This window comes from Vreelandella sp. ssv (assembly GCF_059448525.1).
In genome coordinates, this window is record NZ_CM182545.1 from 1,741,952 (window position 1) to 1,766,700 (window position 24,749).

Sequence of the window (24,749 nt, forward strand, 5' to 3'; positions counted from 1 at the left end):
TTTGGCAGCAGGCACCGGCGTTGCCCAGTGGTATGTGGCTCGAAACCCCGGTAAGCACGGCGTGCAGCGTTATTGCAGATATGTCTGGGGCCTATTTGCGCCAGCATCCCGACTACATTGGATTGCACTGCGGTGCGGCTGAGATAGAGGGTCAATTAGTTATTTTTCCTGAGTCTCACCGTGCCGGTAAAAGTACGCTGACCTGTGCATTTGCTGCCGCTGGATACCGTGTTTTTGGTGATGATGTGGTGGCGCTAACGCCTCAAGGAAAGGGTGTTTCGCTGGGTGTCGCGCCACGCTTGCGCTTACCGCTTCCCACCACGATTGCAGACGAGCTGCAGGACTTTATTCATCGGCACAGAGGGCCGAGCGATGATCGCTATGGCTATGTCGCGTTGGACGAAACGTTGCTGGCCCGCCACGGAGAGCAGTGCCCGGTCGGTGCCATTATATTGATTGACCGTGATAACAGTGTTGCCAGCCCCCAGCTTACTTCACTGCAACATGGAGAAGGGTTATGGCAACTGTTAAAGCAGAATTTTGCCGACATGCTTTCCGACCAGGAACTGATTGATAAATTCTGGCCTCTGGTGCAGCGCATGCCCTGTTTCCTGCTGCGCTATGCAGATGCATACGAAGCCGCCGCGTTTGTAGGGCGCGAGCTAAAAGAGGCGCTTCACGCTCAGCCGGCTACTTACACATTGCCTTCAGGAGCGGCTGCAATGCCTGAGACTGTAGCGTTGGATCGAAACGACCAGCGTCACTGGCGAGCGCGTCCAACGGCGCACGAGTACCCTCTAGGCGATGAGCTATTCGTGATTGTGGAGGAGGGTGGCGAGATTCATCGTATGAACGTTACTAGCCGAGCGGCGTGGGCATTACTGCAGCATGAAGCACTGACCATCGAGGAGCTAAGCCAAACGCTAGTGGCATTTTTTATGCCCGTATCGCTTGAGCAGGTACGCAGCGATATGGCTGAGCTGCTGGGGCAGTTCTTAGCCGTGGGCTTAATTGAGCCAGCTGCGAACGCCTCTTAACGCGGTCTAGGCTGGCGCCAAGTATCTCGCCAGGCATGCATAACGCGTTCTGGATACCATGTTTCTCCCAAGCTGCCATTATATCGCGCCAAGGCACGAGTAAAGTCGCCACTCTCAATGGCTAGGTAGTGCGCCAGAATCGTACAGCCATAGCGTAGATTGCGCCGCGGGTGGGTGAGGTCGTCAATCGGTAACCCAAGCTCGCTGATCCAGAAAGGCATGATTTGCATCAAGCCAACAGCACCCGCCGATGAAATGGCATCGGCTTTGAACGCGCTTTCGACCTGAATTAAGGCTAAAACCAAATCCGGCGGCAAAGCTGCGAGCCTGGCTTCTTGGTAAATACGCGTGAGTAGCGTTTGACGTTGGGCCGCATCATCAATAAAACGCGCCAGTGGCGCATCCATTTGCATGCGCCACTGGCTGGCTGCCCACTGCTGTTGAGCGGTTTGATGCTGCTGGTTGGCCGATTCGAGGGTCGGGCGCAGGGCAGGTGGCAACGGCTGTGCTGCTAATGGCACAGCCGTTGCCAGCAAAAGCACGCTAAGCGTGATAGCAACGCTTGGCCGTCGTGCCGTTATTATCCACCGCGAGCCACATTTCATAGCCCGACGCGCAGTGGCAAACTTTGCCGCCTTAGCGGGACTTCTCACACAAAAAATCGATGATTTGATCGGCAGGCACCATCGTAGCTTCACTATCCCGGCGGCCTTTGTATTCCAGTTCACCGTTGTCTAAACCACGGTCACCAATCACCAGACGATGGGGTACGCCCATTAATTCCAGATCGGCAAACTTGACCCCAGGGCGGGTATCACGATCGTCCAGCAGTACGTCTAAGCCTGCAGCGGTTAGCGCTTGATAAAGACGTTCCGACTCCTCGCGAACACGTTGGGATTTGTGCGCATTCATTGGCACCAGCGCCACTTGGAAGGGTGCAATCGCATTGGGCCAGATAATACCGGATTCGTCGTGGTTCTGTTCAATAGCCGCGGCGACCACGCGGGTCACGCCGATACCGTAGCAACCCATCCACGGATGGCTGGTTTTGCCGTTGTCACCCAGCACGTTAGCGTTCATCGCCTGGGAGTACTTTTGACCAAGCTGGAAAACGTGACCGACTTCAATGCCGCGCTTGATGGAGAGCGTGCCTTGGCCATCGGGAGACGGATCGCCTTCAACGACATTACGTAAATCGGCAATCTCGGGCAGGGCCACATCGCGCTCCCAGTTAATACCGAAGTAGTGCTTGTCATCCACATTGGCACCGGCGCCAAAGTCACTCATCAATGCCACACTGCGGTCAATAATGACCGGCATTTTAAGACCGACCGGGCCTAGTGAGCCGGGACCGGCACCCACTGCTGCACGAATCTCTTCTTCACTGGCCATGGTTAGCGGCGCAGCGACGGTGGCCAAGTTTTCTGCCTTAACTTCGTTCAGCTCATGATCGCCTCGAATTAACAGCGCGATCAGTCCGCCTTCGGCTGCATGAACCATCAACGTTTTAACGGTTTTTTCAATCGGTAGCTCGAACTGTTCCACCAATGTAGCGATGGTTTTGGCATCAGGCGTATCGATCAGGCGCAGCTCTTCGCTGGGTTCGGCACGGGTTGCCTGGCTGCCAAGCGGAGCGGGTAACGCTTCGGCTTTCTCCATATTGGCCGCGTAATCGGAGGAGTTGGAGAACACGATATCGTCTTCACCGGAATCGGCGAGTACGTGGAATTCGTGAGAGCCGGTGCCGCCGATCGAGCCGTTATCAGCGATAACGGGACGAAAGTTAAGCCCTAAGCGCGTAAAAATGCGCGTGTAGGCATCATACATATCTTGATAGGTCTGCTTCAGAGACGCTTCATCCAGGTGGAAGGAGTAGGCGTCCTTCATAATGAACTCACGCGAGCGCATCACCCCAAAGCGTGGACGAATCTCATCGCGGAATTTGGTTTGAATCTGGTAGAAATTGACCGGCAGTTGCTTGTAGCTGGCAATCTCTTTACGCACTAGGTCGGTAATGACCTCTTCGTGGGTCGGGCCAACGCAGTAATCGCGGTCATGACGGTCTTTTAAACGTAACAGCTCCGGGCCGTACTGCTCCCAACGGCCAGACTCTTGCCATAGCTCCGCGGGTTGGACGGCGGGCATGAGCACTTCTTGAGCACCTGCGCGGTTCATCTCTTCGCGCACAATGGCTTCTACTTTACGCAACGTGCGCAGGCCAAGCGGCAGCCACGTATAAAGCCCTGACGTTAAACGACGAATCATACCGGCACGAAGCATTAGCTGGTGGCTAATGACTTCGGCATCGGCCGGAGTTTCTTTCAGAGTGGCAATCAATAATTGGCTGGCGCGCATGGGCGTGAGCATTCCTTGTGCTTAAAAGAAATCGTGCTTATAAAAAGCAAAGCGTAGAAAACGTAGCGCTAAACAACAGCGCGTTGGCTCCGTTAGCGTTGAATGGGGCCATTGTACGGCCTAGCGCTTAAAGCGGCAAAATAGTGCTTATCGTCAAATCATCTATGCTTTTGCAAGGCTGTGCTAAACTAGGTTGGTTTTGGGTGCGATGGTCGGTAATAACCAGACATGAAAATAATGCTTCAACACAATACGTTAGGCCGATTATCGTTACTATTCTGATTGAGGGAACCTTCATGCATCAAGCAGTTCGTCGCTGGTTGACAGGCGCCGTGGTTGGCGTTTCCATCGTGTCATTAAGTGGTTGCGGTACGCTTTTTCATCCTGAGCGCAAAGGCCAGTTGAGCGGTGATATTGACCCCGTTATCGCCATTGCCAATGGAGTGGGATTACTGTTCTTTATCGTTCCTGGGGTGATTGCTTACGCCGTGGATTTCTCTAATGGCACCATCTATCTGCCGGGCCGCAGTAGCGCCTCAGTCGATGTTCACCACTTAGACGACGCTATGGATGTCGCTTCCCTGGAAAAACTGCTGTCTGAGAAAGCCGGCCAGCCGGTCAGTCTAGAGAGCGAGTTGGTCATGATCGAAGAGATGGCCAGCCTGGACGAAGCCCTCGCCATGGTGCGTATGTCGGGCGTGCTGGACGAGGAAAAGCTTTCCGCGATGTAACGTTGAGCGTGAATTACTAAACCCCAGCCTGGCAAAAAGTCGGGCTGGGGTTTTTTATGCAGCGTCATTTGCTACGCGTACTGAGCCGGATTGGGGACGCTGGGGAAACGCGGAGGATGCGCTTCCATATAGGCGTTGCAGGCACGCAGTACGCGGATATCATCAAACTTACCGCCAGCTAACTGGAAGCCCACCGGCAAACCGTTATCGGTAAATCCACAGGGCACCGATGCCGCAGGCTGCTGGCTAAGGTTGAAGGGGTAGCTAAAGGGCGCCCACTCTTCCCAATCCTGCATATCACTGTCGGGTGGAACTTCCTGATTAATTTCAAACGGCGGTATTGCCACCGAAGGCGTCATCAGCAAATGATACTCTTGATTAAAGTGCTCCAGACGCTGAGTCAATTCCGCACGATCTGCCAAAGCGCGAAATAGCTCAACGGCTTTCCAGGGTTCCGCTTCGCGGGCATTGGCGACTAACCCTGGGTCCAGTTGGGTGCGTTGATGCTGGTTCATCTGTGACCACTGCTCTAAAGAGGCGGTAAACCAAAGCTTACGAAAGGTGTCGATAGGCGATGAAAAACCGGGGTTTACCTCGACTATTTCTGCCCCTAATGCCTCTAACCTGCCTGCCGCTTCGCGCACGCGTTCGGCGACTTGCGGGTCGACATTGGCATAGCCAAGGTCGGCGGAGAAGCCAATCCTCAGTCCGGCTAAGCCTTTATCTAAATCGACGCCCCAGCAGTCTGGCTGCCCGCGAGTGGCGTAGGGGTCGCGATAATCATAGCGGCCGATCACGTTCAACATACTCACGGCATCGCGAACGGTGCGCGTTAAAGGCCCGATATGTGAAAGGCTGGGTTCTTTAGCGGGCGGCCATTGGGGCGTCCATCCGAACGTGGGTTTGAAGCCAAACACCCCGGTGAACGCAGCGGGAATACGGATCGAACCACCTGAGTCGCCGCCCTGATGCAGCACGCCCATGTTGAGTGCGGCGGCCACGGCGGCGCCACCGGAAGAGCCGCCGGGGGTTAAGCTTGTATCCCAGGGGTTCGCCGTGGCGCCAAACACGCGGTTGTCGGTAACGGCTTTCCAGCCAAATTCGGGGGTGTTGGTTTTACCCAGAATGACCGCTCCGGCTTTGCGCAACATGCGTGCCGGAGGCGCATCGGTTTCACATAAACCTTTAGACGAGGTTAGCGAGCCTTCCCGACACGGCATTCCCGCCACTTGGGTAAGGTCTTTAAGCGACACCGGAATCCCATCTATGGGGCTTAGCGGTTTGCCTTGCCCCCAACGCCGTGCAGAAGCCTTGGCCGCTGACTCTGCCCCTTCTGCATCGATATGCACATAAGCATTAACGTCTGGATTGAAGCGGTCAATCCGCTCAAGGGCTGCGCGGGTCGCTTCTAGCGGTGAGGCTTCTCTACTTTTATACAAACGAGCTAAGGCCTGGGCATCCAAACTGCCTAGATCGGCATCGCTCATTACACACTCCTTACGTGGGCTGGGGCTTGGGTAACGGAGTTTAAGGGTAGGCAAGTATTGCCAGTCGTGCAAAAAACCACAGGTGGGATTATTTGCCTGAAGCTGTGTGTACCTGAGCGCGAAGCCAGCTGATTTCTTCTGCCCATATCTCGGGCTCGACTGTCTCCAGTATCATTGGAATATCGCTAATTCTCGTATCCTGCATGATGGTAGTAAAAGCGTGCAGGCCGATGTTGCCTTTGCCGAGGCTATGGTGGCGATCCACGCGGCTGGCAAAGCTACTCTTCGCATCGTTTAAGTGCATGCCGCGCAGGTACTCAAATCCTACCACGCTGCCAAGCTCATCGAGCGTTGCCTGTGTGGCTTCCGCGCTGCGCAGATCATACCCAGCTGCAAATGCGTGGCAGGTATCGATGCATACGCCCACTCGGGATTTGTCATCGACCAAGTCGATGATCTCGGCCAGATGCTCGAAGCGCCAGCCGAGGTTAGTGCCTTGCCCAGCGGTGTTTTCAATCACCGCGGTGACATTGTTGGTACGCGCCAGCGCCTCATTAACGGATTCAGCAATGCGCTTTAAACAATCGCTTTCGCTGATTTTGTTTAAGTGGCTTCCAGGATGGAAATTAAGCAGCGTCAGACCGAGCGGCTCGCAGCGCTGCATTTCATCTAAAAAAGCGTCCCGGGACTTGGCTAAGCCCTCCTGGTCGGGATGACCCAGATTAATCAGGTAGCTGTCGTGGGGTAAAATCTGCCCAGGTGAAAAACCGTGTTCGGCGCAGGCATCACGAAAAGCTTGAATCGCAGCATCGGTGAGCGGCTTGCCTTTCCATTGGCGCTGGTTTTTGGTGAACAGCGCAAAAGCATCGGCACCGATCTCCACCGCCCGGTGAACGGCTTGGTCTGCGCCCCCAGCGGCGCTCACGTGGGCTCCCAGGTATTTCACAACAGACTCCTTGTCAGTGTTTGAATGTATTCAATTACTCGAATGAATCAATGGCTATCTAAAAAGCGTTTAAACGCGGCGGGTTCATCGGTAATGACACCGGCGATGCCCCACCCCCAGCGGCTATGAAAAGCGCTTGGGTCATTGGCGGTATAACAGAGTATCTGGTAGCCATCGCGCTGCATGGCATCGGCTTGTGCGTGCTTTAGACGTGGCCAGTCAGGGTGAACGCTGAAGGCCTCAATGGCTTCACACTGTGCCCGCCAGGTCTTCGGCACACTGCCGAATAGCACCCCAAGCGCAAGGCGTTGCTTGTTGGCGAACTGTCGGCAGTGAGCCAGCGCGCTGGCATTGAACGACGATATAATCAGCCGCTCTGGCGGCAGTGTATCCAGCATCTCTGGCAAGACGCGATCAACCAGCGCGATGGGATCGCGGCCTTTATTGACCTTTATTTCCATGTTGACGCCCATTTCCAGCTCATTAAGCAGTGCTAGCATGGACTCTAATCTGGGCATTTTCTCCCCCGCAAAGTGATCACCAAACCAGCTGCCTGCATCCAGCGTTTGCGCCGTTGACCAGTTCATGGCGGCTAATTCACCACGGCCATTTGAGCATCGCGCCACGTCAGCATCGTGCCAAATAACCGGGGTGCCATCACCAAGTAGCTGCACATCCAACTCTACCCAAGTGGCTCCCGCTTGATGGGCGGCACGAACGGCGGCTAACGTGTTCTCAGGGGCCGCAGCGGAGTATCCACGGTGGGCAATTAGCGCGGGAACTTGAATAGCGGGATGCGTCATGACAAATCTCTAAGCCTTAGACGATAAAAGAGTATTAATTCTAGCATGGGTGGATGACAGCGAGATTTCACCACTCAACTGCCTATGAGTGAAACAGCTTGTGGGAGGAAAAAGACTAGCGTGCTAGCTTGATTTAAACGTCATGACGCGCTTGTATAGCGGCACCTGCTGTCATGCTTATCACTCACACGCTAAATAATTAATAAGGAAATCGACATGTCTCAGCGTATCCAATTTGCTCGTACCGGCGGCTCGGACGTTCTTGAACTGGTCGACGTTACCCCGGCTGAACCCGGACAGGGTGAGGTTCGCGTCGCTAATAAAGCCGTTGGCCTTAATTTTATTGATATCTATTTTCGTACCGGGCTTTATCCCGCCCCTACCATGCCGTCTGGCTTAGGCACCGAAGGTGCAGGCGTTGTAGACGCTGTGGGCGAAGGAGTAACGCACCTGAATGTGGGAGATCGAGTGGCCTACGCCCAGGGCCCCCTGGGTGCCTATGCAGAGTTGCATACGCTTCCCGCAGCGAAAGTGGTCAAGCTTCCTGACTTCATCGATTTTGAAACTGCCGCGGCGAGTATGCTGAAGGGATTAACCGTTCAGTATCTACTGCGCCAAACCTATGAATTGAAAGGTGGCGAAACTATTCTGTTCCACGCCGCTGCCGGTGGGGTAGGGTCGATTGCCTGCCAGTGGGCGAAGTCACTGGGCGTTAAATTGATCGGCACCGTTAGCTCCCAGGAAAAAGCGGATCTAGCCATGGCCAATGGCGCCTGGGCAACGATCAACTACAGCGAAGAGAACGTCGCTGAGCGTGTACGCGAGCTCACCCATGGCGATATGTGCGATGTGGTGTATGACTCGGTGGGTAAAGACACCTGGGAAATATCCCTCGACTGCCTAAAGCCCCGTGGATTGATGGTCAGTTTTGGCAACGCCTCTGGCCCAGTGGATGGCGTCAATATCGGCATTCTTAACCAGAAGGGCGCCCTTTACGTGACTCGCCCCAGCCTGAACGGTTACGCCGATACCCGAGAACGTTTGGAGATGATGTGTGAAGAGTTCTTCGCCATGATTAAAAGCGGCAAGATCAACATCGATATCGCCAATCGCTACCCGTTGGCAGAGGCGGGCAAAGCCCAGGACGCTTTGCAAAGCCGCAAAACCACAGGCTCGACTATTCTGTTGCCTTAGATCTGTTCATCTCTATAGACACTCCCTAAACAGCCCGGCATTGCCGGGTTGTTTTATATTTAAAGCAGAAATGTTTTCGGAGCTGTTCATATGCAGGGGCTATACCTTTGTATAGTAAACGTCTAATGTGCAACAGAAATGGCCATGTCAAAAGCATGGCGTGCGTTAATCGAAAGCTGCCCCTATCAAGCGGTGGCAAGGGAGTAGGAAAAGGATGTCGGCTGAGGGCGCGAGTGCTGAGGGCTCAGGTGTTGAGAGTCTTAATCTTGAAGCGATAGGTTTGGAATGGTTGGCGCTTTCGCCAAGCACGTTGGTGTTTATCGTACTTGGCCTGACGCTGATCGCGTTCATATGGGGACGATTCCGCTACGATTTAGTTGCATTGGCGGCATTGCTGGGGTCAGTCATGCTTGGGCTTGTGCCAGCCGAAAATGCGTTTACCGGTTTCGGCCATCCTGCAGTGATCACCGTTGCGGCGGTGCTGGTGCTTAGTAGAGGCTTTGAGCGCTCTGGGGTGGTCGATATTATCGCCAACCAAGTGCTTAAAGTGGGCGAGAACCTGCTGCTGCAACTTTTAGTGTTGGTCGGCACCGTGGTGTTACTGTCGGGTGTTATGAATAATGTGGGCGCCCTGGCGCTGCTGTTACCTGTGGCCATGCGGCTTGCACGAGAACATAATACCTCGCCTTCTTTACTACTTATGCCCCTGGCATTCGGCTCACTGCTTGGTGGCCTGACAACCCTTATTGGCACACCGCCAAATATCATTATTTCCAGCTACCGACGCGATGTAACGGGCGAGGCGTTTAGTATGTTTAGCTTCTCGCCCGTGGGGGTTGCGGTAGCGCTGGCGGGGCTGGCCTTTATCGTTCTGGTGGGCTGGCGATTGACGCCCAAGCGTAGCGGACAAGCCTCTACGGATGAGATGTTCGATACCGCCAACTATTTGGTGGAGTTGAAGGTGGGTGAAGAGTCCAAAGCCAAAGGCTTAACGCTGCAGCAGCTCCGTGATGAGCTGGACGAAACGATTCCCGTGTTAGCGGTGGTTCGCGATGACAACCGTCGAGCGGGTTACAACTTTCACGGTGCCTTGGAAGAGGGCGATATCCTGCTATTAGAAGCAGGCCCCGATGAGCTCCAAATGCTGGAAGACAAAGTGGGTCTTAGCGCGATTGCTGAACTGGAGGAGGATTCAGGGGATGATCCAGAAGTGAAAGACGCTGAGCATCCCGCCAACGACGCCGATACAGCCAAGAAGAAAGATCCTGCACAAGATCAACAGCCCGTGGATACCGAGGGCTTACAGCTAATAGAAGCCGTAGTGCGAAATGATTCCATGATGATTAACCGCAGCGTGCGCCAACTGCGTTTGAACCATCAGTTTGGGCTGCACCTGGTGGCCGTGGCGCGAGATGGAGGTCGCTTGAAGCAGCGGTTGCGGGATATACGGTTTAAGAACGGCGACGTTTTACTCTTGCAAGGCAGTGAAAACGAGATTGCAGACAGCCTGGCCTCGTTGGGGTGCCTACCACTGGCCAGCCGTGAACTGCACCTTGGGCAGCCACGCAAGCTCGCCATGTCGATTGCCATTTTTGCCCTGGCGATTATCGCCATGCTGTTTGATCTACTCCCCGCCGCTGTGGCCATGAGTACCGCTGCATTGATCACGCTTCTAATCGGGGTATTGCCATTACGCGAAGGGTATCAAGCCATTGATGGACCCGTAATAGTGCTTTTAGCGGCGATGATACCAGTGGGTGAGGCGCTAGAAACCAGCGGTGGTGCGGATTTGATTGCTGACACGCTGCTACGCTTTGGTAGCGACTGGCCGGTTGTCGTGACCATGGTGGGCCTCTTTCTACTCTCTATGCTGCTTTCGAATGTGGTTAATAATGCTGCGGCAGCGCTTCTGATGGCACCCATTGCGGTGAGTCTAGCCAATGGCTTTGATGTTTCCCTCGACCCGTTCTTAATGATAGTGGCGGTAAGCGCTTCCTGTGCTTTCTTAACACCTATCGGTCACCAGTCGAATACGCTGGTGCTAGGTCCGGGGGGCTACCGTTTTGGCGATTATTGGAAGTTGGGCCTGCCACTTTCACTTGTGGTACTAGCGGTCGCTATTCCACTCATTCTTTTGGTTTGGCCGCTGTAAACCGTCGACACTGCCCGGCCGATTGATTTAGTGCTTAGCGAAGGAGGCGATGAATGCTATTAGCTTTCGAAAATTTTGCTAACCTATTACGTTCAGATATCAATAAAAAACGAACAGGCCGGGCTTATGAATCAACAATTTCGTCAGGACGCCATTGTCGAGCTAGTTCGCCAGCACGGCTACATGAGTATTGAGCAGCTCACTGATCATTTTGCAGTGACGCCGCAGACCATCCGTCGCGATTTAAATACCCTGGCTGATGAGGGCAGGGTACGTCGCGTTCATGGCGGCGTGGGCATTGAGTCTAGTACGGTGAATACCGCTTATAGCACGCGCAAAACGCTGCATCTTGAAGAGAAAGAGCGGATTGCTCGCTGCCTAGCGCAGCACATTCCTCATCACTCTTCGCTGTTTATCAATATCGGCACCAGTAATGAAGTCATTGCTCAAGCGTTGTTAGAGCATCAGGGCCTTGAGATTATTACCAATAATCTTAATGTTGCGGCTATCTTGCAGCATAAGGAAGATTTTACCGTGATCATTGCCGGGGGACAGGTGCGTTCCCGGGACGGCGGTATTATCGGGGAGGCGACCATCGACTTTATCAATCAGTTCAAGGTGGATTACGGCATTATCGGTATCAGCGGTATTGATGAGGATGGCTCACTGCTGGAATTTGACTACCAGGAAGTGCGGGTAGCCCAAGCCATCATTGCTAATTCGCGGCGTATTTATCTGGCCGCAGACTACTCTAAATTTCACCGTAATCCGGTCGTTCGGCAAGGTAACCTGGCTCAGCTGGATGCGCTATTTACCGACCGGAAGCCACCTGAGTCGATTCAGCGCTTGCTAACTCAGCACGACGTCTCGCTGCATATCGCTTGAGAAGGGTAGTTTCATCCTTGAGCAATGTCAGCAGCTGGAGTAGCCTTGGATTATAATAAAGCGAAAACAAGCATACAAAATCGAAAGAACCTACAACAAAGCGAACTTGTTATGTCCTCTTATATACTCGCCATTGATCAAGGTACGACCAGCTCGCGCGCCATTCTGTTTGACCGCCAAGGTCAAGTTGCGGCGGTGGCCCAGCAAGAATTCACTCAGCACTTTCCCCACGACGGCTGGATTGAACATAACCCCGAAGATATCTGGGAAACGGTCATTGCGACCTGTCGGGATGTTATGCATAACGCGGCCATTTCCGCTGACCAAATTGCCGGTATTGGCATTACCAATCAGCGGGAAACGACACTTTTATGGGACCGGAAAACAGGTAAGCCGCTTTATAACGCTATCGTTTGGCAGGACCGCCGCACGTCGGACTTGTGCCAGTTGCTGCGCGATAAAGGGCATACTGAAATCGTTCAGGCTAAAACAGGCCTGCTGATTGATCCCTATTTTTCAGCCACCAAGCTGGCCTGGATATTAGAAAATGTAACGGGCGCAAGAGAGCGAGCCGAGAAAGGCGAGCTTGCGTTTGGTACGGTAGATAGCTTTTTGATCTGGCGACTAACCGGGGCTCAGCAGCACGTGACCGATGCAACTAATGCATCACGCACGGCGCTGTTCAATATTCATACCCAAGAGTGGGATGAAGAGTTACTGACGCTATTCAACATACCCGCCAATCTGCTGCCCGAGGTAAAAGATTCCAGCGATGATTTTGGTACCACTGAAGCGCACTGGTTTGGCTCAGCGCTGTCCATAGCGGGCGTGGCGGGGGATCAGCAGGCAGCGTTAGTCGGCCAGGCTTGCTTTCAGCCCGGCATGGGCAAGAGCACCTATGGCACCGGGTGCTTTATGATTGTGAACACTGGTGAAACACCATCGCTTTCACAGAATCGTCTGTTAACGACCATCGGCTATCGGCTTAATGGCAAGCCAACTTACGCCATGGAGGGCAGCATTTTCGTGGCTGGAGCAACGGTACAGTGGTTGCGCGACGGGCTGAACCTGTTTGCCGATGCCTCGGAAACCGAAGCGTTAGCGCAGAAAACTCGCAGCGGCCATAGCGTTTATCTAGTGCCTGCCTTTACCGGCTTAGGTGCCCCGCACTGGGACCCAAAAGCGCGTGGGGCAATTTTTGGTTTGACCCGAGATACGGGCATTGCTGAAATCGTGGCTGCTGGGCTTCAGGCGGTATGCTATCAGACCCGCGATCTTCAACATTGTATGAACGACGATATGGAAGCGCCTCCAGGTACCTTGCGGGTCGACGGCGGTATGGTGAAGAACAGTTGGGTGATGCAGTTTCTGGCCGATATGCTCGGCGTCAAGGTCGATCGGCCCACCATTCTTGAAACGACCGCTCTGGGTGCTGCCTACTTGGCGGGGCTGCGCCTGGGCTGGTATGAAACCCTGGAAGACATCGAGCAGTTGTGGCGCTGCGAGAAGAGCTTTTTACCGTCCATGGATGAAGCCACGCGTGAGCAACTTTACCAGGGCTGGTTGGACGCGGTGTCGAGGGTCCGCTCTACGCCTTAGGTAATGACCTGAATTCAACTAATCAGTGCAGCACCCCTACTTAAGCACACTATCTATTGTCTCTTTCGTTTCTTTATAATGTGGCGGCCAATTCAACCTTTGGCCGCCTTTCTTCGCTTTTAGCGCCCCTCATGAAAGTCTTTAACACACTTAACACTTAATAAGTGTTTATGTAGTCGAGTTACAACCACGCCTGCGGCCAATGACGCATTGTGGGCATAGCTTCCGTGGACCATAGTAAAGCCATGGATCAGCAAGGTGCTTCGTTATCCCGAATCACTTAACTGTTCCCTGCTACAGAACGATAGCGCTTCAGTATTACCCTAGCGCTTAAGGGCGAAGGTCTTGAAAAGCTTGTGACCGTTTCGCAGTTACCGAACTGGGCACTTATCCGGTCCAGCATGAGTAGCAACGTCACCATTCGTCGTTAATTAAGATGGCTGCTTTTAAACCAGTAGGTGGTTAGGCAGCGGATGACCATACCATGAGGTAGTACTAATGAACTGCATCGAACTAAGCCAACAAGCCGACAGTATCGCCAGCTCCTTCAGCAAGCAAGATCTCGCCAGACTCGTCGTGGCGCTGAAGGGTAAGCGTGAGTCATTGCAGCATGCGGTTGAGGTTATCGACACAGTGGGAAGCCGTTCAGGCTGCACAGTGGAAGAAGCCTGGGATGAAGTGCTCGCGGGAGACTCTCAACTTCGTATTGAAGATGAAGAGTAAAATAAATAAATTAGCTTAACTAACCTTTAGCCCCCTCATTAACTTGAGGGGGCTTTTTAATCTTTTCAAAACTTAAACATTGGCCGTGGGTGTATACGGACGAGACGTATCTCTATGTTGTTCAAAATAGTTATTAAAGCGTTCATCCGCATCATCGCCAAATAACACCCGACAGGCTTCTTTTAATCCGTTGGATTGGCGTAACTGCTCATGAGGCACGACGAGTGAAACTTTAGCGCGGCGGCGTAGAAAGTCTTCGAGCTGGGTGATCATTTCATAATCACGGGCGTGCTCTAATTCGCAGCGAATATACTCTGTGCCTTCAATTAAAATTTCGCCCTGAGCGGGATCCTGGCGAATTTCTTCCAGCATTTTAATGGCTTGGTCTGCGTAACGTCGCCAGAGTCGAGTAGAGAGCGGTTCTGAAGAGGTGGGCGCCGTCATGGCATCCAAGTTCATGCGCTTGGCTTGATCCATAAACTGCTGCTTCACCGGGTTAGGGGGTTCTCCGTACCAGTGAAAGTTGGGGTCTGACAGGCTAACGCCAAGGCGACCCATTTCTTCGGCAATCTCATCACCGACGTTCAAGCAGTCGGTAAGCTTGCCACCAAAGATACTTATATGGGCGCTTTCGGTATTGGTATCGACAACGTGCTTGCGAGAAAGCTGCAAAAAATCACGGTCACTGCCTTGATCGGCTTTGATCGCAAGCGGCCTCACGCCGCAGCGCGTTGAGATAATATCTTCCGGCGTGAGCGGTTTATCCAATGTCAGGCGCTTATTAATATTTTCCAGCACGAAAGTGATATCGTCCGTGGTGACATCCACCTCTGGGTGCTCCATATGTGTATCGGTGGTGCCGATACAGGTGCGATTGCCCATGGGGATAACAAAAAACAGTCGCCCATCGTCGGCAAAAAACGCCAGCACCCGCTGGGAATCAGTTAATTGCGGAACGATGAGGTGAATGCCTTTAGAGTAGAGATGATGGTGCGTGGTTTTTTGGCCCGTCAACTCATTGTGCTGGTCCACCCATGGCCCGGCAGCATTGATGAGGACTTTTGCTCGTATATCAAAGGTGCTGCCATCCATGACATTACGCGCTTTGGTTACCCATAGATCACCTTCGCGCTCGGCGCCGAGTGATTCGACGTAATTAGCAGCGATAGCTCCATAGTTAAGCGCATGACGCACAAAGTTAAACACAAATCGTGCGTCATTATCGTGGAGGTAGGCGTCGGAGTACTCGAAGCCACCCACAGAGCCCTCTATATCGATAATGGGTTCTTCCTGTTTAATCTTATTGGGCGTGAGTAAACGCGGCAGTTTGGTAAAACCGTTGCCCATCAACCAGTAAAGCCAGGTGCCCGCCCAAAGATAGCGAGGTGAATGACGGAAACCTTTTGAAATAGTGGTCAGGAAGCGAATTTCCTGCACCGTAGAAGGATAACTCTTGATCAAGTGATTGCGGCTTTTGCACAGTTTGCGAACGAGTGCAAAATCATTACTTTCCATGTATTTAATACCTCCCCACACTAAGTTGGAGGAGTGCATGCTGGTACTGCCAGCGAAGTCGCCGCGATCAATCAGGGCAACTTTCGCGCCTTTGCCCGCCAGCGCCGCTGCGGAGGCCGCGCCATTAATACCACCCCCGATAATCAGGGCATCAAAAGTTTCGGTGGGTAGTTTTTCAATGTTTCGATTTCGCAGTTTCATAGCGCATCCAATTAACCAATAAATAGCCCCGTTTAAGTGGGTGTTCTCTTATGCTCTGGCATACCGCCAATGAAACCTTTGAACAGGGCGAGCGGTTGCCCGCCCTGTTAGCGATACGCGTTGTTACTCTTGGCGTGTACCTGCCGCCATCCAGGCTTCCATCATTTCATCATAAGGAACCGTGGTGCCTTGCGGCATTTCGTTATCCAGCTTGGCTTTCGGGGCACCCTCGCGATCCAGCCAGACCTGCGGGTCCTCTTCTTCATTGAGAACCGGGGCATAACTGTCGAAAACGTTGGCACGGGCCAGGCGGTTCATGGTGCTGTCCAGGTCCGCTGCCAGCTTGTCGAGGCCTTCCTGAGGTGTGACTTCACCACTCATGACCGGTGCAAGGTTTTGCCACCATAGCGGCGCCATGCGTGGATAGTCAGGTACGTTGGTGCCGGTAGGCGTCCAGTTGGACTCGTTGGGGCTGCGGTAAAACTCAACTAAACCACCGAGCTTCGGCGCCATTTCGGTCATCTGCTCAGAGAAGATGTCAGATTCACGAATCGGCGTTAAACCGTGCATGAGTTTTTCCAGTGAGGTGGTTTTCGCCACGGTGAACTGGGCAAACAGCCAAGCAGCGGTGCGGCGATCTTCCGGCGTTGAGTCAAAGAAGGTCCATGCCCCTACGTCTTGATAGCCCACCTTCATACCCTCTTCCCAATACGGGCCGGTGGGGGAAGGCGCCATACGCCAAAGCGGATTGCCTTCATCATCGGTCACGGCAACGGCCGGGTCGGTCATATCGGCAGTAAATGCGGTATACCAGAAGATTTGCTGAGCAATATGTCCTTGTGCTGGAACAGGACCTGCTTCACCAAAGGTCATGCCTTGTGCTTCAGGCGGGGCAAAATCGCGAAGCCAATCAACCGCTTTTTGCATCGCAAATACCGATGCAGGCGAGTTGGTAGCACCACCACGGCTGACGCTGGCGCCTACCGGCTGGCTTTGTTCATTGACGCGGATACCCCAGTCATCCACCGGGTTGCCAGACGGCACGCCGGGGCTGCCCATGCCTGCCATGGAAAGCCAGGAGTCGTGGAAACGCCAGCCTAGCGACGGGTCGCGGCGGCCGTAATCCATATGGCCATACACCTTGGTGCCATCTATTTCACCGACGTGCTTGGTAAAGAACTCAGCAATATCTTGATAGGCCGTCCAGTTAGTGGGAACGCCCAGTGGGTAACCGTAGAGCTCTTCGAACTGTGCCATCAGGTCTGGGTCGGTAAACCAGTCATGGCGGAACCAGTAGAGGTTCGCGAACTGCTGGGTAGGCAGTTGAAAGAGGCTGCCATCTGGTCCGGTACCGTACTGCAGGCCAATAAAATCGTCTAAATCCAGGGTGGGTAACGTATAGTCGGCCCACTCGTTCTCCATCGCTTCAGAAAGGTTGATGGTGGTGCCATAGCGGATATGCGTGCCGATGGCGTCGGTGTCGTTGACGAAGCCGTCATAAATGCTGTTACCCGACTGCATCTGATTCTGCATGGTGTCAACCACATCACCTTCACCGATGATGTTGTGGGTCAGGTTAATGCCGGTCAGCTCACTAAAGGCTTCTGCAAGCACCTCGCTTTCATAAACGTGAGTCGTGAGGCCTTCAGCCACTGTTTGGATATCCATGCCGCGGAAAGGCTCGGCAGCGTTAGCAAACCACATCAGCTCTTCGATCTGCTCTTCCCGGCTCAGCGTTGAGTTTTGGAAGTGCTCATCGACCAAGCGTTCAGCGATGGCGCGCGTATCCTCTTCTTGCGCTGACAGCGTGCCCGATGCCAGCAGCAAGCTGGCAGCAAGGGTCGTCAGCTTGAATTTAGTCTGTTTGGATTTATTGTAGTGCTTTTGCATGTTGACCTCGTTTTGTTGTGTTCTTCCTTGATGGCTTAGCCGTCCTTGATACCGATTAAACGCTGATGGCATTTCCCCAAGGGCTATCCCCAGCGCATTAAAACCAGCAGCCATAAGGCTGATACCGCTAGTGCGATCCAAATGGAAAGAGACGTGAAACCGATCACTCCCAAATGGATAAAGGCCGCCGAGAGCAGTCCGATAAACAGCCGATCCCCGCGAGTGGTGGCAATGGGTAAAAACCCTTTACGCTCTATGGTGGGAGATAGAATCTCCCAAATTGTCATCCCCGCCAGCATGGCTGCGATCGATGAAAAGAATATGGCGGTGGGTACGGTCCATACCATCCAAGACATAGTGAGATCTCCTCAGGTACGGCCCAGGGCAAAGCCCTTGGCAATATGGTTTCGAACGAAATAGACCACTAGAATGCCAGGAATGATGGTGAGTACCCCAGCAGCGGCCAGGGTGCCCCAATCAATTCCGGAAGCGGTCGATGTGCGCGTCATGATCATGCCAATGGGTTGGGCATCAGTCGCTGTCAACGTGCGGGCCAGCAGCAGCTCCACCCAGGAGAACATGAACAGGAAAAACAGCGTGACGCCGATGCCTGAGCGGATCATGGGGATAAAAATCTTGACGAAGAAACGCGGAAAGCTGTAGCCGTCAATATAAGCGGTTTCGTCGATCTCCTTGGGCACGCTGCTCATAAAGCCTTCCAAAATCCAGATAGCGAGGGGGATATTGAACAGACAGTGAGCCAGCGCGACGGCAATGTGGGTGTCGAAAAGGCCTACTGAGTAATAAAGCTGGAAGTAGGGCAGCAGGAATACCGCAGGCGGTGCCATAAGATTGGTCAGCAGCCAGAAGAACAGATGTTTGTCTCCGATGAAGGTGTAGCGGCTAAAGGCGTATGCTGCCGGAAGCGCGACACAAATGGTGATCAGCATATTCATCGCGACATAGAGCATTGAGTTGACGTAACCCATGTACCAACTTGAGTTGGTGAAAATGCCGATATAGTTATCAAAAGTAAGGTTCTGCGGCCATAGCGTCATGGAGCCCAGGATTTCACTATTGGTCTGGAGCGACATATTGATCAGCCAGTAAATGGGCAGAATCATTAGCGCCAGATAAAGGCCAAGCAGGATACGCGAGCGCCAGTGCGCACGGGCGGCTCGGTTACGCCGCTTGGCTGGTGATACCTTGCTGAATATGGTGTTGTACTTTTCACCGCGCTGAGTGTTTTCGAGTTGATAGCTCATGTTAAGCACCTCCGTGCGGCGGCTTGTCTTTCTGCATGTTCATAATGGTGGTGTAAAACACCCAGCTCACTAAGAGAATGACCAGGAAGTAGATCAGCGAGAACGCAGCAGAAGGGCCTAAATCTTGTTGTCCCACCGCCATCGTGGTTAGCGATTGGCTTAAGAAAGTGGTGGCGCTGCCTGGTCCGCCGCCCGTCAGTACAAAGGGTTCGGCGTAGATCATAAATGAGTGCATAAAGCGCAATAGCACAGCAATGACCAGCACGTTGGTGAGCTTGGGGAGCTGAATATAGCGGAACACCGCCCATTTCGACGCACGGTCGATGCGCGCTGCTTGATAGTAGGCTTCGGGGATCGAGCGGAGGCCGCTGTAACACAGCATGGCTACCAGCGGCGTCCAGTGCCAAACGTCCATTAAGATGATGGTTACCCAGGCATCGCCTGCATTACGGGTGATATTGTATTCGACGCCTAACTCACGTAGGCCCCAGCCCATTAAACCTATATCGCCACGGGTAAAAATTTGCCAGATACTGCCCACTACGTTCCAGGGGATTAGCAGAGGGAGAGTAATCAGTATCAGCACCGCTGAAGCCTGCCAGCCGCGTTTGGGCATAATCAACGCGATGCCAATACCTAGCGGTATTTGAATGGCCAGAATGATCAACGAGAACGAAATTTGGCGCAGAAATGCCGCCTGCAGAGCATCGTCGTTGAGCATGCTTTTAAACCACTCGGTGCCGGTAAAAAAGCTCGCATTCGGGCCAAGCACGTCCTGCACTGAGTAGTTGACTACGGTCATGAGCGGAATGATGGCCGAGAATGCCACCAGCACCAGCATGGGAAGCACCAGTAGCCAGGCTCTGTTATTGGGTACTTTGTTATTCATGGCCAGCCTCCACCAAGTATTCATCGATATAGAGCGCCACCTGGGCATCATCAAAGCGCGCAAATGCTGCTTCGCTCACCGGTGGATGGCCTTCGGGCAGGCGTGCTTTAAAGGTTTGTTCGTTGAGCTTGAAGGTGAGTAGCGAGTAGGTACCCAAGTCTTGAACGCTGATTACCTGAACCGGCACGCTATTTTCGAGTTTGCTTGAGGAAATGGCGATAAATTCGGGGCGGATACCCAGCTTGATATTGTTAGCGCTGGCATTAGCAACTGCTCGTTTCATTGGCTCGCTAACCGGCAGCGGCTGTGAGCCGAACATGACGTTATCATCGCGGTATTCCACAGCCATAAAATTCATGCCGGGGCTGCCAATAAAATAGCCCACAAAGGTATGTGCAGGTCGCTCGAAAAGCTCTCGCGGCGTGCCGAATTGCACCACCTGACCTTCATACATCACGGCGATTTTATCTGCGAAAGTGGACGCTTCTAGCTGATCGTGGGTCACGTAGATCATGGTGATATTGAAGCGCTCGTGAATCTCCTTAAGCTTGCGGCGCAGCTTCCACTTTAGCTGCGGGTCGATAACGGTTAGCGGTTCATCAAATAGGATGGCCGTCACGTCGTCGCGTACCAGCCCGCGCCCCATGGAGACTTTCTGCTTCTCATCCGCGGTCAGGTTTTTCGCTTTGCGGTTCAGTAGCGGCGTCAGCTCCAGAATATCAGCGACTTCCAGAACCTTGGGTTTCACTCGATACTCGGGGGTATTCATATTGCGCAGGGGAAAGGCGAGATTGTCGAACACTGTCATAGTGTCGTAGATCACCGGAAACTGAAAAACCTGGGCAATATTGCGCTCTTCGGGAGGCAGCTCATTCACCCGCTGGCCGTCAAAAAGCACGTCACCCTCAGAGGGTTCTAGCAGGCCGGAAATGATATTGAGCAAAGTCGATTTACCGCAACCCGATGGCCCCAATAGTGCATAGGCGCCGCCTTGATGCCACACGTGATCCATCTGCCGAATAGCATAATCCGACTCACCCTTGGGCGTTTTTTCGTAGGAGTGTGCCAGACCCTTTAACGTGATCTCAGCCATGGGCAGCTCCTCCCTGACGCGCAGGAATATGGACCGTATGACCCTGTTTGTCGAAGGCGTAAAGTTGGTGGATTGGGAAGTAAACTTTCAAAGGTTTATTAACACTAAACTGATGTATGCCCGCTAAGTGAAGCACTAAGGGGAAGTGTTCGTGGTGAACATGCAGGAAAGTTTCAGAGCCGCTAATTTCCGCTACATCGACCTGTACATCCAGCCCTAAGTCATCGGCTTGCTGCGGTTCTAGGGTGAGGTGGGAAGCGCGCACACCAAAGTCGTAATCACCCGGTTCAAGACGCTTTAGCTTGTCATCGCAGGGAAAGTGTAACGTTTGGTCGAAGGTGATTTGGGTCTCGGTAAGCTGGCCGGGAATGATGTTAATTGGCGGCTCAGAGAACATTTCTGCGCTAAAGCGGCCGTTAGGCTCGCGATAGACCTGCTCGGTGGGGCCGTATTGAAGTAATTTACCTTCATGAAGAACGGCAGTGTTGCCGCCAAGCGCTAGCGCTTCATTGGGCTCAGTGGTGGCGTATACAGCAATGCAGTTACGCGCTTTAAATAGGTCACGCAACTCATCACGTAGCTCTTCGCGGAGTTTGTAGTCCAAATTGACCAACGGCTCATCAAAAAGAATTAAGTCAGCATCTTTGATTAACGCCCGCCCCATGGCGGTACGCTGCTGTTGGCCGCCAGAGAGCTCTTGAGGATAACGGTTCAGCAAGTGTTCGATATGCAGCATTTCAGCAATTTCGCCAACCCGTTTCTCAATCTCACTTTTTGGCTGTTTGGCCAGTTTAAGCGGCGACGCAATGTTGTCGTAAACGGTGAGGCTGGGGTAGTTGATAAACTGCTGGTAGACCATGGAGACGTTGCGTTTACGCACAGAAACATTCGTAACGTCTTTGCCATCCATAATGATTTTGCCGCGGGTGGGTGGCTCAAGCCCAGCCATTAAGCGCATTAAGGTGGTTTTGCCGGCGAGTGTTCGCCCAAGCAGCACATTGAAAGATCCTGGCTCTAAGGCTAAGTCTATCCCACTGATATGGGGCACACCGTTAACGATGTGATCGATATTTTGTAAATGTAAGGACATGCCGATCTCGCTAGCGTCATTGTTATTGGAGAAAGCTATATTGAGAAGCTGTTGGGGATCGCTCTCGGAGAATGCTGTTAACAATCCAGTTAAATAAGGTTAATCGCTTTCGTTTACGAAAGGCTAGTTGATCACTTGCGAACTTGCAATGCGTTTTTAGGCCATCTGACTACGCTTTTAGGCGTAGAAAGCGAACACAAAAAAACCGACCCCTGTCGCACAGAAGTCGGCTAATGTTGAGGTAACTTACTGAAAATATAGTATTACTTAATGTTTTCTTCCGCCTGTTTCGGTGCAGGAACAGATTTGCCGTTGTGATCGATTAGTGTGGACTTGTTCTTGGCGAAGGCATCATAGGCGAAGTCATCCACCGTGAGCATTTCCAGAACCTCAGCTTCAAAGGTGCGCATGAAGGCGGCATCCTCTTCACTGATAAGGCCTTTTTCCAAGCCAGCCTCAATGCGAGCTTCAGGATGAAGTGCTGTTTGCGGTAGCTCACCCTTGGCATAGGCTTTGTTCACCGTGCGGTAAAGCGCCTCGGCGCGATCATACTCGATCAATAGAGCGTTGTAGCGCGCCAGCGGGTTACGTTGTTCACCGTCATCCGTGTCCCACGTGTTTTCCAGTAGCTTGGTACGTAGGGCACTATGAGTTGATACACGCGTAGCAATATCACGGGCCAGGTCATCGTGAGGTTTGTTCCAGCGGCGACCGGTGGGCATCACTACGGCGCTCAGGGTTTTGCCCAGCGCACGGTTGGGTAGATTATCAAAAATCTCCACAAACGCTTGTTCGGCACGCTGAAGCAGGAAGCGACAGCTGTAGTGCAGCAGCGCCTCTTCACCTTCTACTTTACTGCCCGCTTGCCACTGCTTGAGCACCATCGACGTTAGGTAAAGGTTAGACAACACATCGCCCAGCCGTGCGGAGATCATTTCGCGTTTCTTCAGCGCTGAGCCAAGGCTTGCCATGGCAGCGTCGGCACATAGGCCAAAGCCAGCGGAGAGACGGGCTATATCCTGCGCATAGGCGGCGGCGGGGCCATCGAAGGGGACGCTGGCTTTACCGATGCCAAAGCCCAGGGTAAAGGCGCGCGCGGCGTTACCAAAGATCAAGCCTGCATGACCAAAGAAGGCTTTATCGAACGCCTTCATGTCATTGGCGTCTTTGGCGGCCAACTCATCAAGCACGTAAGGGTGGCAGCGAATAGCGCCCTGACCAAAGATCATCAGGTTGCGGGTCATGATATTGGCGCCTTCCACCGTGATCGCGACCGGGTTGGCGCTATAACCGATACCGAGGTAGTTGCGCGGGCCGAGTGTCACCGCTTTGCCGCCGTGAACATCCATGGCATCGCTGAGCAGCACGCGCTGGAACTCGGTCAATTGGCTTTTTAGAATTGCCGAAGGCACGGCAGGCTTTTCGCCGTGATCGATCATATTGGCGGTTTGGTACACGGTTGCCTGGGAGATATAGGCAAGCGCCGCCATACGGGCAAGAGGCTCTTGAACACCTTCCATTTCGGCAACCGGTACGTTGAACTGGCGACGTACTCGGGTGAAGCCGCCGCTCCAACCCAAGGCGTAGCGTGCGGTACCCGTCGCGCCGGAGGGCAGCGTGATGCAGCGGCCGATTGAGAGGCACTCGACCAGCATCCGCCAGCCCTGGCCAATCATGTCCGGGCCACCAATAATGGTATCCAACGGAACAAAGACATCTTTACCGATAATCGGGCCGTTCATGAACGGGCTGCCGATAGGATGGTGACGGCGGCCAATATCCATGCCATCGGTATCGCGAGGGATCAACGCCAGGGTAATGCCGCGATCTTCTTCGTCCCCCAGCAGTTTTTCAGGGTCAAACAGACGGAAAGCAAGGCCGACGACCGTGGCGATAGGCGCCAGGGTGATCCAGCGTTTTTCGAAGTTAAGGCGCAGGCCAATCACTTCTTCGCCGTTAATGGTCTGTTTGCAGACAACGCCGGTATCAGGCAGCGAAGTGGCATCAGAACCTGCCCGGGGGCCGGTCAGGCCAAAGCAGGGAATCTCGCGACCATCGGATAAGCGTGGCAGGTAGTGATCTTTCTGCTCTTGGGTGCCGTATTTAAGCAAAAGCTCACCAGGGCCCAAGGAGTTAGGTACGCCTACGGTGACCATCAGGGTTTCATTGGCGGAAAGCTTTTGCAGCACCATGGACTGCGCTTTGGCTGAGAAGCCCAGGCCGCCGTACTCCTTCGGAATAATCATGCCGAAGAAGCCCTCTTTTTTCAGGTAGTCCCACAGCTGCTGGGGCAGGTCGGCGCGCTCTTGGGCGATATCCCAGGCGTTACACATCCCCGCGGCTTTCGCACACTGATTGGCCAAGAAGGCTTTTTCATCGTCGCGTAGGCCGTCGTCTTTAAAGGCGAGCAGTTTTTCCCACTGGGGCTTGCCTGAAAACAGCTCACCGTCCCAAGAGACGCTGCCCGCTTCCAGGGCCGTGCGCTCGGTGGCGGAAACCTTGGGTGCCACTTTTTTAAAGGTGGCGAATAGGCGCGGCGTTAGCCATTTGCGACGCAGTGTGGGCAAGCCCGCTGCGGCAACGGCAGCGGTGCCAATCAAGAGCAGTACGCCGATTACTTCCGCGTCAAACAGCAGGCCGACAAGGCCCAATACGCCAAGCACCGCTATCGCGGCAGGGGCGCCTGCTTCACGACGCATTACCACGAGCAGGCCAATAATGGCGAGCACGATAAGGAGTAGGGTGAGCATAGTGTCTCTCTCTGTTTCAGGCCTTTATTGTTGGCCAGCTGTTGTTAGTGAATATGGTCGTAAAACCGGCAATGAAACCGTTAATCGAACACTTGTTTGAATATTGGCAGATGAAAGCCGCCTCGTGCAAGTATTTAGCCATGT

General features: G+C 53.4%; 20 protein-coding genes. 7 read left to right on the top strand and 13 right to left on the bottom strand.

Annotation, left to right across the window (positions count from 1 at the left end; all coding sequences use genetic code 11):
* The first annotated feature begins 32 nt into the window (after positions 1-32).
* Positions 33-1,037 carry a PqqD family protein gene (locus AC5TBW_RS07945; protein WP_495511537.1) on the top strand — a complete coding sequence of 335 codons (1,005 nt, stop codon included), beginning with the start codon at positions 33-35 and terminating at the stop codon, positions 1,035-1,037.
* Here the strand turns inward: AC5TBW_RS07945 and AC5TBW_RS07950 are convergent.
* Positions 1,034-1,558: a transglycosylase SLT domain-containing protein gene (locus AC5TBW_RS07950; protein WP_495511538.1), complete on the bottom strand. Its 525-nt coding sequence runs from the start codon at positions 1,556-1,558 to the stop codon at positions 1,034-1,036. The two genes, AC5TBW_RS07945 and AC5TBW_RS07950, sit on opposite strands and share 4 nt — an antisense overlap.
* A 115-nt stretch (positions 1,559-1,673) precedes the next feature.
* On the bottom strand, positions 1,674-3,392 hold the full coding sequence (locus tag AC5TBW_RS07955) for a proline--tRNA ligase (protein WP_495511539.1): 1,719 nt from the start codon (positions 3,390-3,392) through the stop codon (positions 1,674-1,676).
* Positions 3,393-3,688: 296 nt separating this feature from the next.
* Between AC5TBW_RS07955 and AC5TBW_RS07960 the strand changes: the two genes are divergently transcribed.
* Positions 3,689-4,123, top strand: coding sequence for a hypothetical protein (locus AC5TBW_RS07960; protein ID WP_495511540.1), 435 nt, complete (start codon positions 3,689-3,691; stop codon positions 4,121-4,123).
* Between the two features lie 71 nt (positions 4,124-4,194).
* On the opposite strand, the gene AC5TBW_RS07965 is transcribed toward AC5TBW_RS07960, so the two are convergent.
* The 3 genes from AC5TBW_RS07965 to AC5TBW_RS07975 form a co-directional block, all read right to left on the bottom strand.
* Positions 4,195-5,610, bottom strand: a complete 1,416-nt coding sequence (locus AC5TBW_RS07965; protein WP_495511541.1) for an amidase — start codon at positions 5,608-5,610, stop codon at positions 4,195-4,197.
* An 88-nt stretch (positions 5,611-5,698) separates the two neighbouring features.
* The gene (gene nfo / locus AC5TBW_RS07970; RefSeq protein ID WP_495511542.1) at positions 5,699-6,556 is read right to left on the bottom strand and encodes a deoxyribonuclease IV; all 858 of its coding nucleotides are present in this window, start codon (positions 6,554-6,556) and stop codon (positions 5,699-5,701) included.
* 47 nt (positions 6,557-6,603) lie between these two features.
* Positions 6,604-7,359 carry a glycerophosphodiester phosphodiesterase family protein gene (locus AC5TBW_RS07975; RefSeq protein WP_495511543.1) on the bottom strand — a complete coding sequence of 252 codons (756 nt, stop codon included), beginning with the start codon at positions 7,357-7,359 and terminating at the stop codon, positions 6,604-6,606.
* Between the two features lie 216 nt (positions 7,360-7,575).
* Here AC5TBW_RS07975 and AC5TBW_RS07980 point away from each other — a divergent pair, with 216 nt between their 5' ends.
* From AC5TBW_RS07980 to AC5TBW_RS08000, 5 genes are all read left to right on the top strand, one after another.
* Positions 7,576-8,553: an NADPH:quinone reductase gene (locus AC5TBW_RS07980; protein WP_495511544.1), complete on the top strand. Its 978-nt coding sequence runs from the start codon at positions 7,576-7,578 to the stop codon at positions 8,551-8,553.
* 214 nt (positions 8,554-8,767) lie between these two features.
* On the top strand, positions 8,768-10,705 hold the full coding sequence (locus AC5TBW_RS07985; RefSeq protein WP_495511545.1) for an SLC13 family permease: 1,938 nt from the start codon (positions 8,768-8,770) through the stop codon (positions 10,703-10,705).
* Positions 10,706-10,831: 126 nt separating this feature from the next.
* Entirely contained in the window at positions 10,832-11,590 is a 759-nt protein-coding gene (locus AC5TBW_RS07990) for a DeoR/GlpR family transcriptional regulator (RefSeq protein ID WP_495511546.1), read from the top strand.
* Positions 11,591-11,701: 111 nt separating this feature from the next.
* A complete protein-coding gene (gene glpK, locus AC5TBW_RS07995; protein ID WP_495511547.1) occupies positions 11,702-13,189 on the top strand; it encodes a glycerol kinase GlpK in 1,488 nt (495 codons plus the stop codon).
* 498 nt (positions 13,190-13,687) lie between these two features.
* Entirely contained in the window at positions 13,688-13,912 is a 225-nt protein-coding gene (locus AC5TBW_RS08000) for a hypothetical protein (RefSeq protein ID WP_495511548.1), read from the top strand.
* A 72-nt stretch (positions 13,913-13,984) separates the two neighbouring features.
* Here AC5TBW_RS08000 and AC5TBW_RS08005 read toward each other — a convergent pair whose 3' ends face one another.
* From AC5TBW_RS08005 to AC5TBW_RS08040, 8 genes are all read right to left on the bottom strand, one after another.
* Positions 13,985-15,628 (bottom strand): glycerol-3-phosphate dehydrogenase/oxidase, encoded by a 1,644-nt coding sequence (locus tag AC5TBW_RS08005; protein WP_495511549.1) that lies wholly within the window; start codon positions 15,626-15,628, stop codon positions 13,985-13,987.
* A gap of 123 nt (positions 15,629-15,751) precedes the next feature.
* Positions 15,752-17,518 (bottom strand): ABC transporter substrate-binding protein, encoded by a 1,767-nt coding sequence (locus AC5TBW_RS08010; RefSeq protein ID WP_495511550.1) that lies wholly within the window; start codon positions 17,516-17,518, stop codon positions 15,752-15,754.
* Between the two features lie 83 nt (positions 17,519-17,601).
* Positions 17,602-17,874 (bottom strand): DUF2160 domain-containing protein, encoded by a 273-nt coding sequence (locus AC5TBW_RS08015; RefSeq protein ID WP_088701628.1) that lies wholly within the window; start codon positions 17,872-17,874, stop codon positions 17,602-17,604.
* Positions 17,875-17,886: 12 nt separating this feature from the next.
* Entirely contained in the window at positions 17,887-18,783 is an 897-nt protein-coding gene (locus AC5TBW_RS08020) for a carbohydrate ABC transporter permease (RefSeq protein WP_495511551.1), read from the bottom strand.
* A gap of 1 nt (position 18,784) precedes the next feature.
* Complete coding sequence (locus AC5TBW_RS08025; RefSeq protein WP_495511552.1) at positions 18,785-19,672, bottom strand: carbohydrate ABC transporter permease; 888 nt, start codon at positions 19,670-19,672, stop codon at positions 18,785-18,787.
* Positions 19,665-20,765 carry an ABC transporter ATP-binding protein gene (locus AC5TBW_RS08030; protein WP_495511553.1) on the bottom strand — a complete coding sequence of 367 codons (1,101 nt, stop codon included), beginning with the start codon at positions 20,763-20,765 and terminating at the stop codon, positions 19,665-19,667. Before AC5TBW_RS08030 ends, AC5TBW_RS08025 begins: the two co-directional genes overlap by 8 nt.
* Entirely contained in the window at positions 20,758-21,855 is a 1,098-nt protein-coding gene (locus AC5TBW_RS08035; protein WP_495511554.1) for an ABC transporter ATP-binding protein, read from the bottom strand. Before AC5TBW_RS08035 ends, AC5TBW_RS08030 begins: the two co-directional genes overlap by 8 nt.
* Before the next feature lie 263 nt (positions 21,856-22,118).
* The gene (locus tag AC5TBW_RS08040; protein ID WP_495511555.1) at positions 22,119-24,605 is read right to left on the bottom strand and encodes an acyl-CoA dehydrogenase; all 2,487 of its coding nucleotides are present in this window, start codon (positions 24,603-24,605) and stop codon (positions 22,119-22,121) included.
* Between the last annotated feature and the right edge of the window lie 144 nt (positions 24,606-24,749).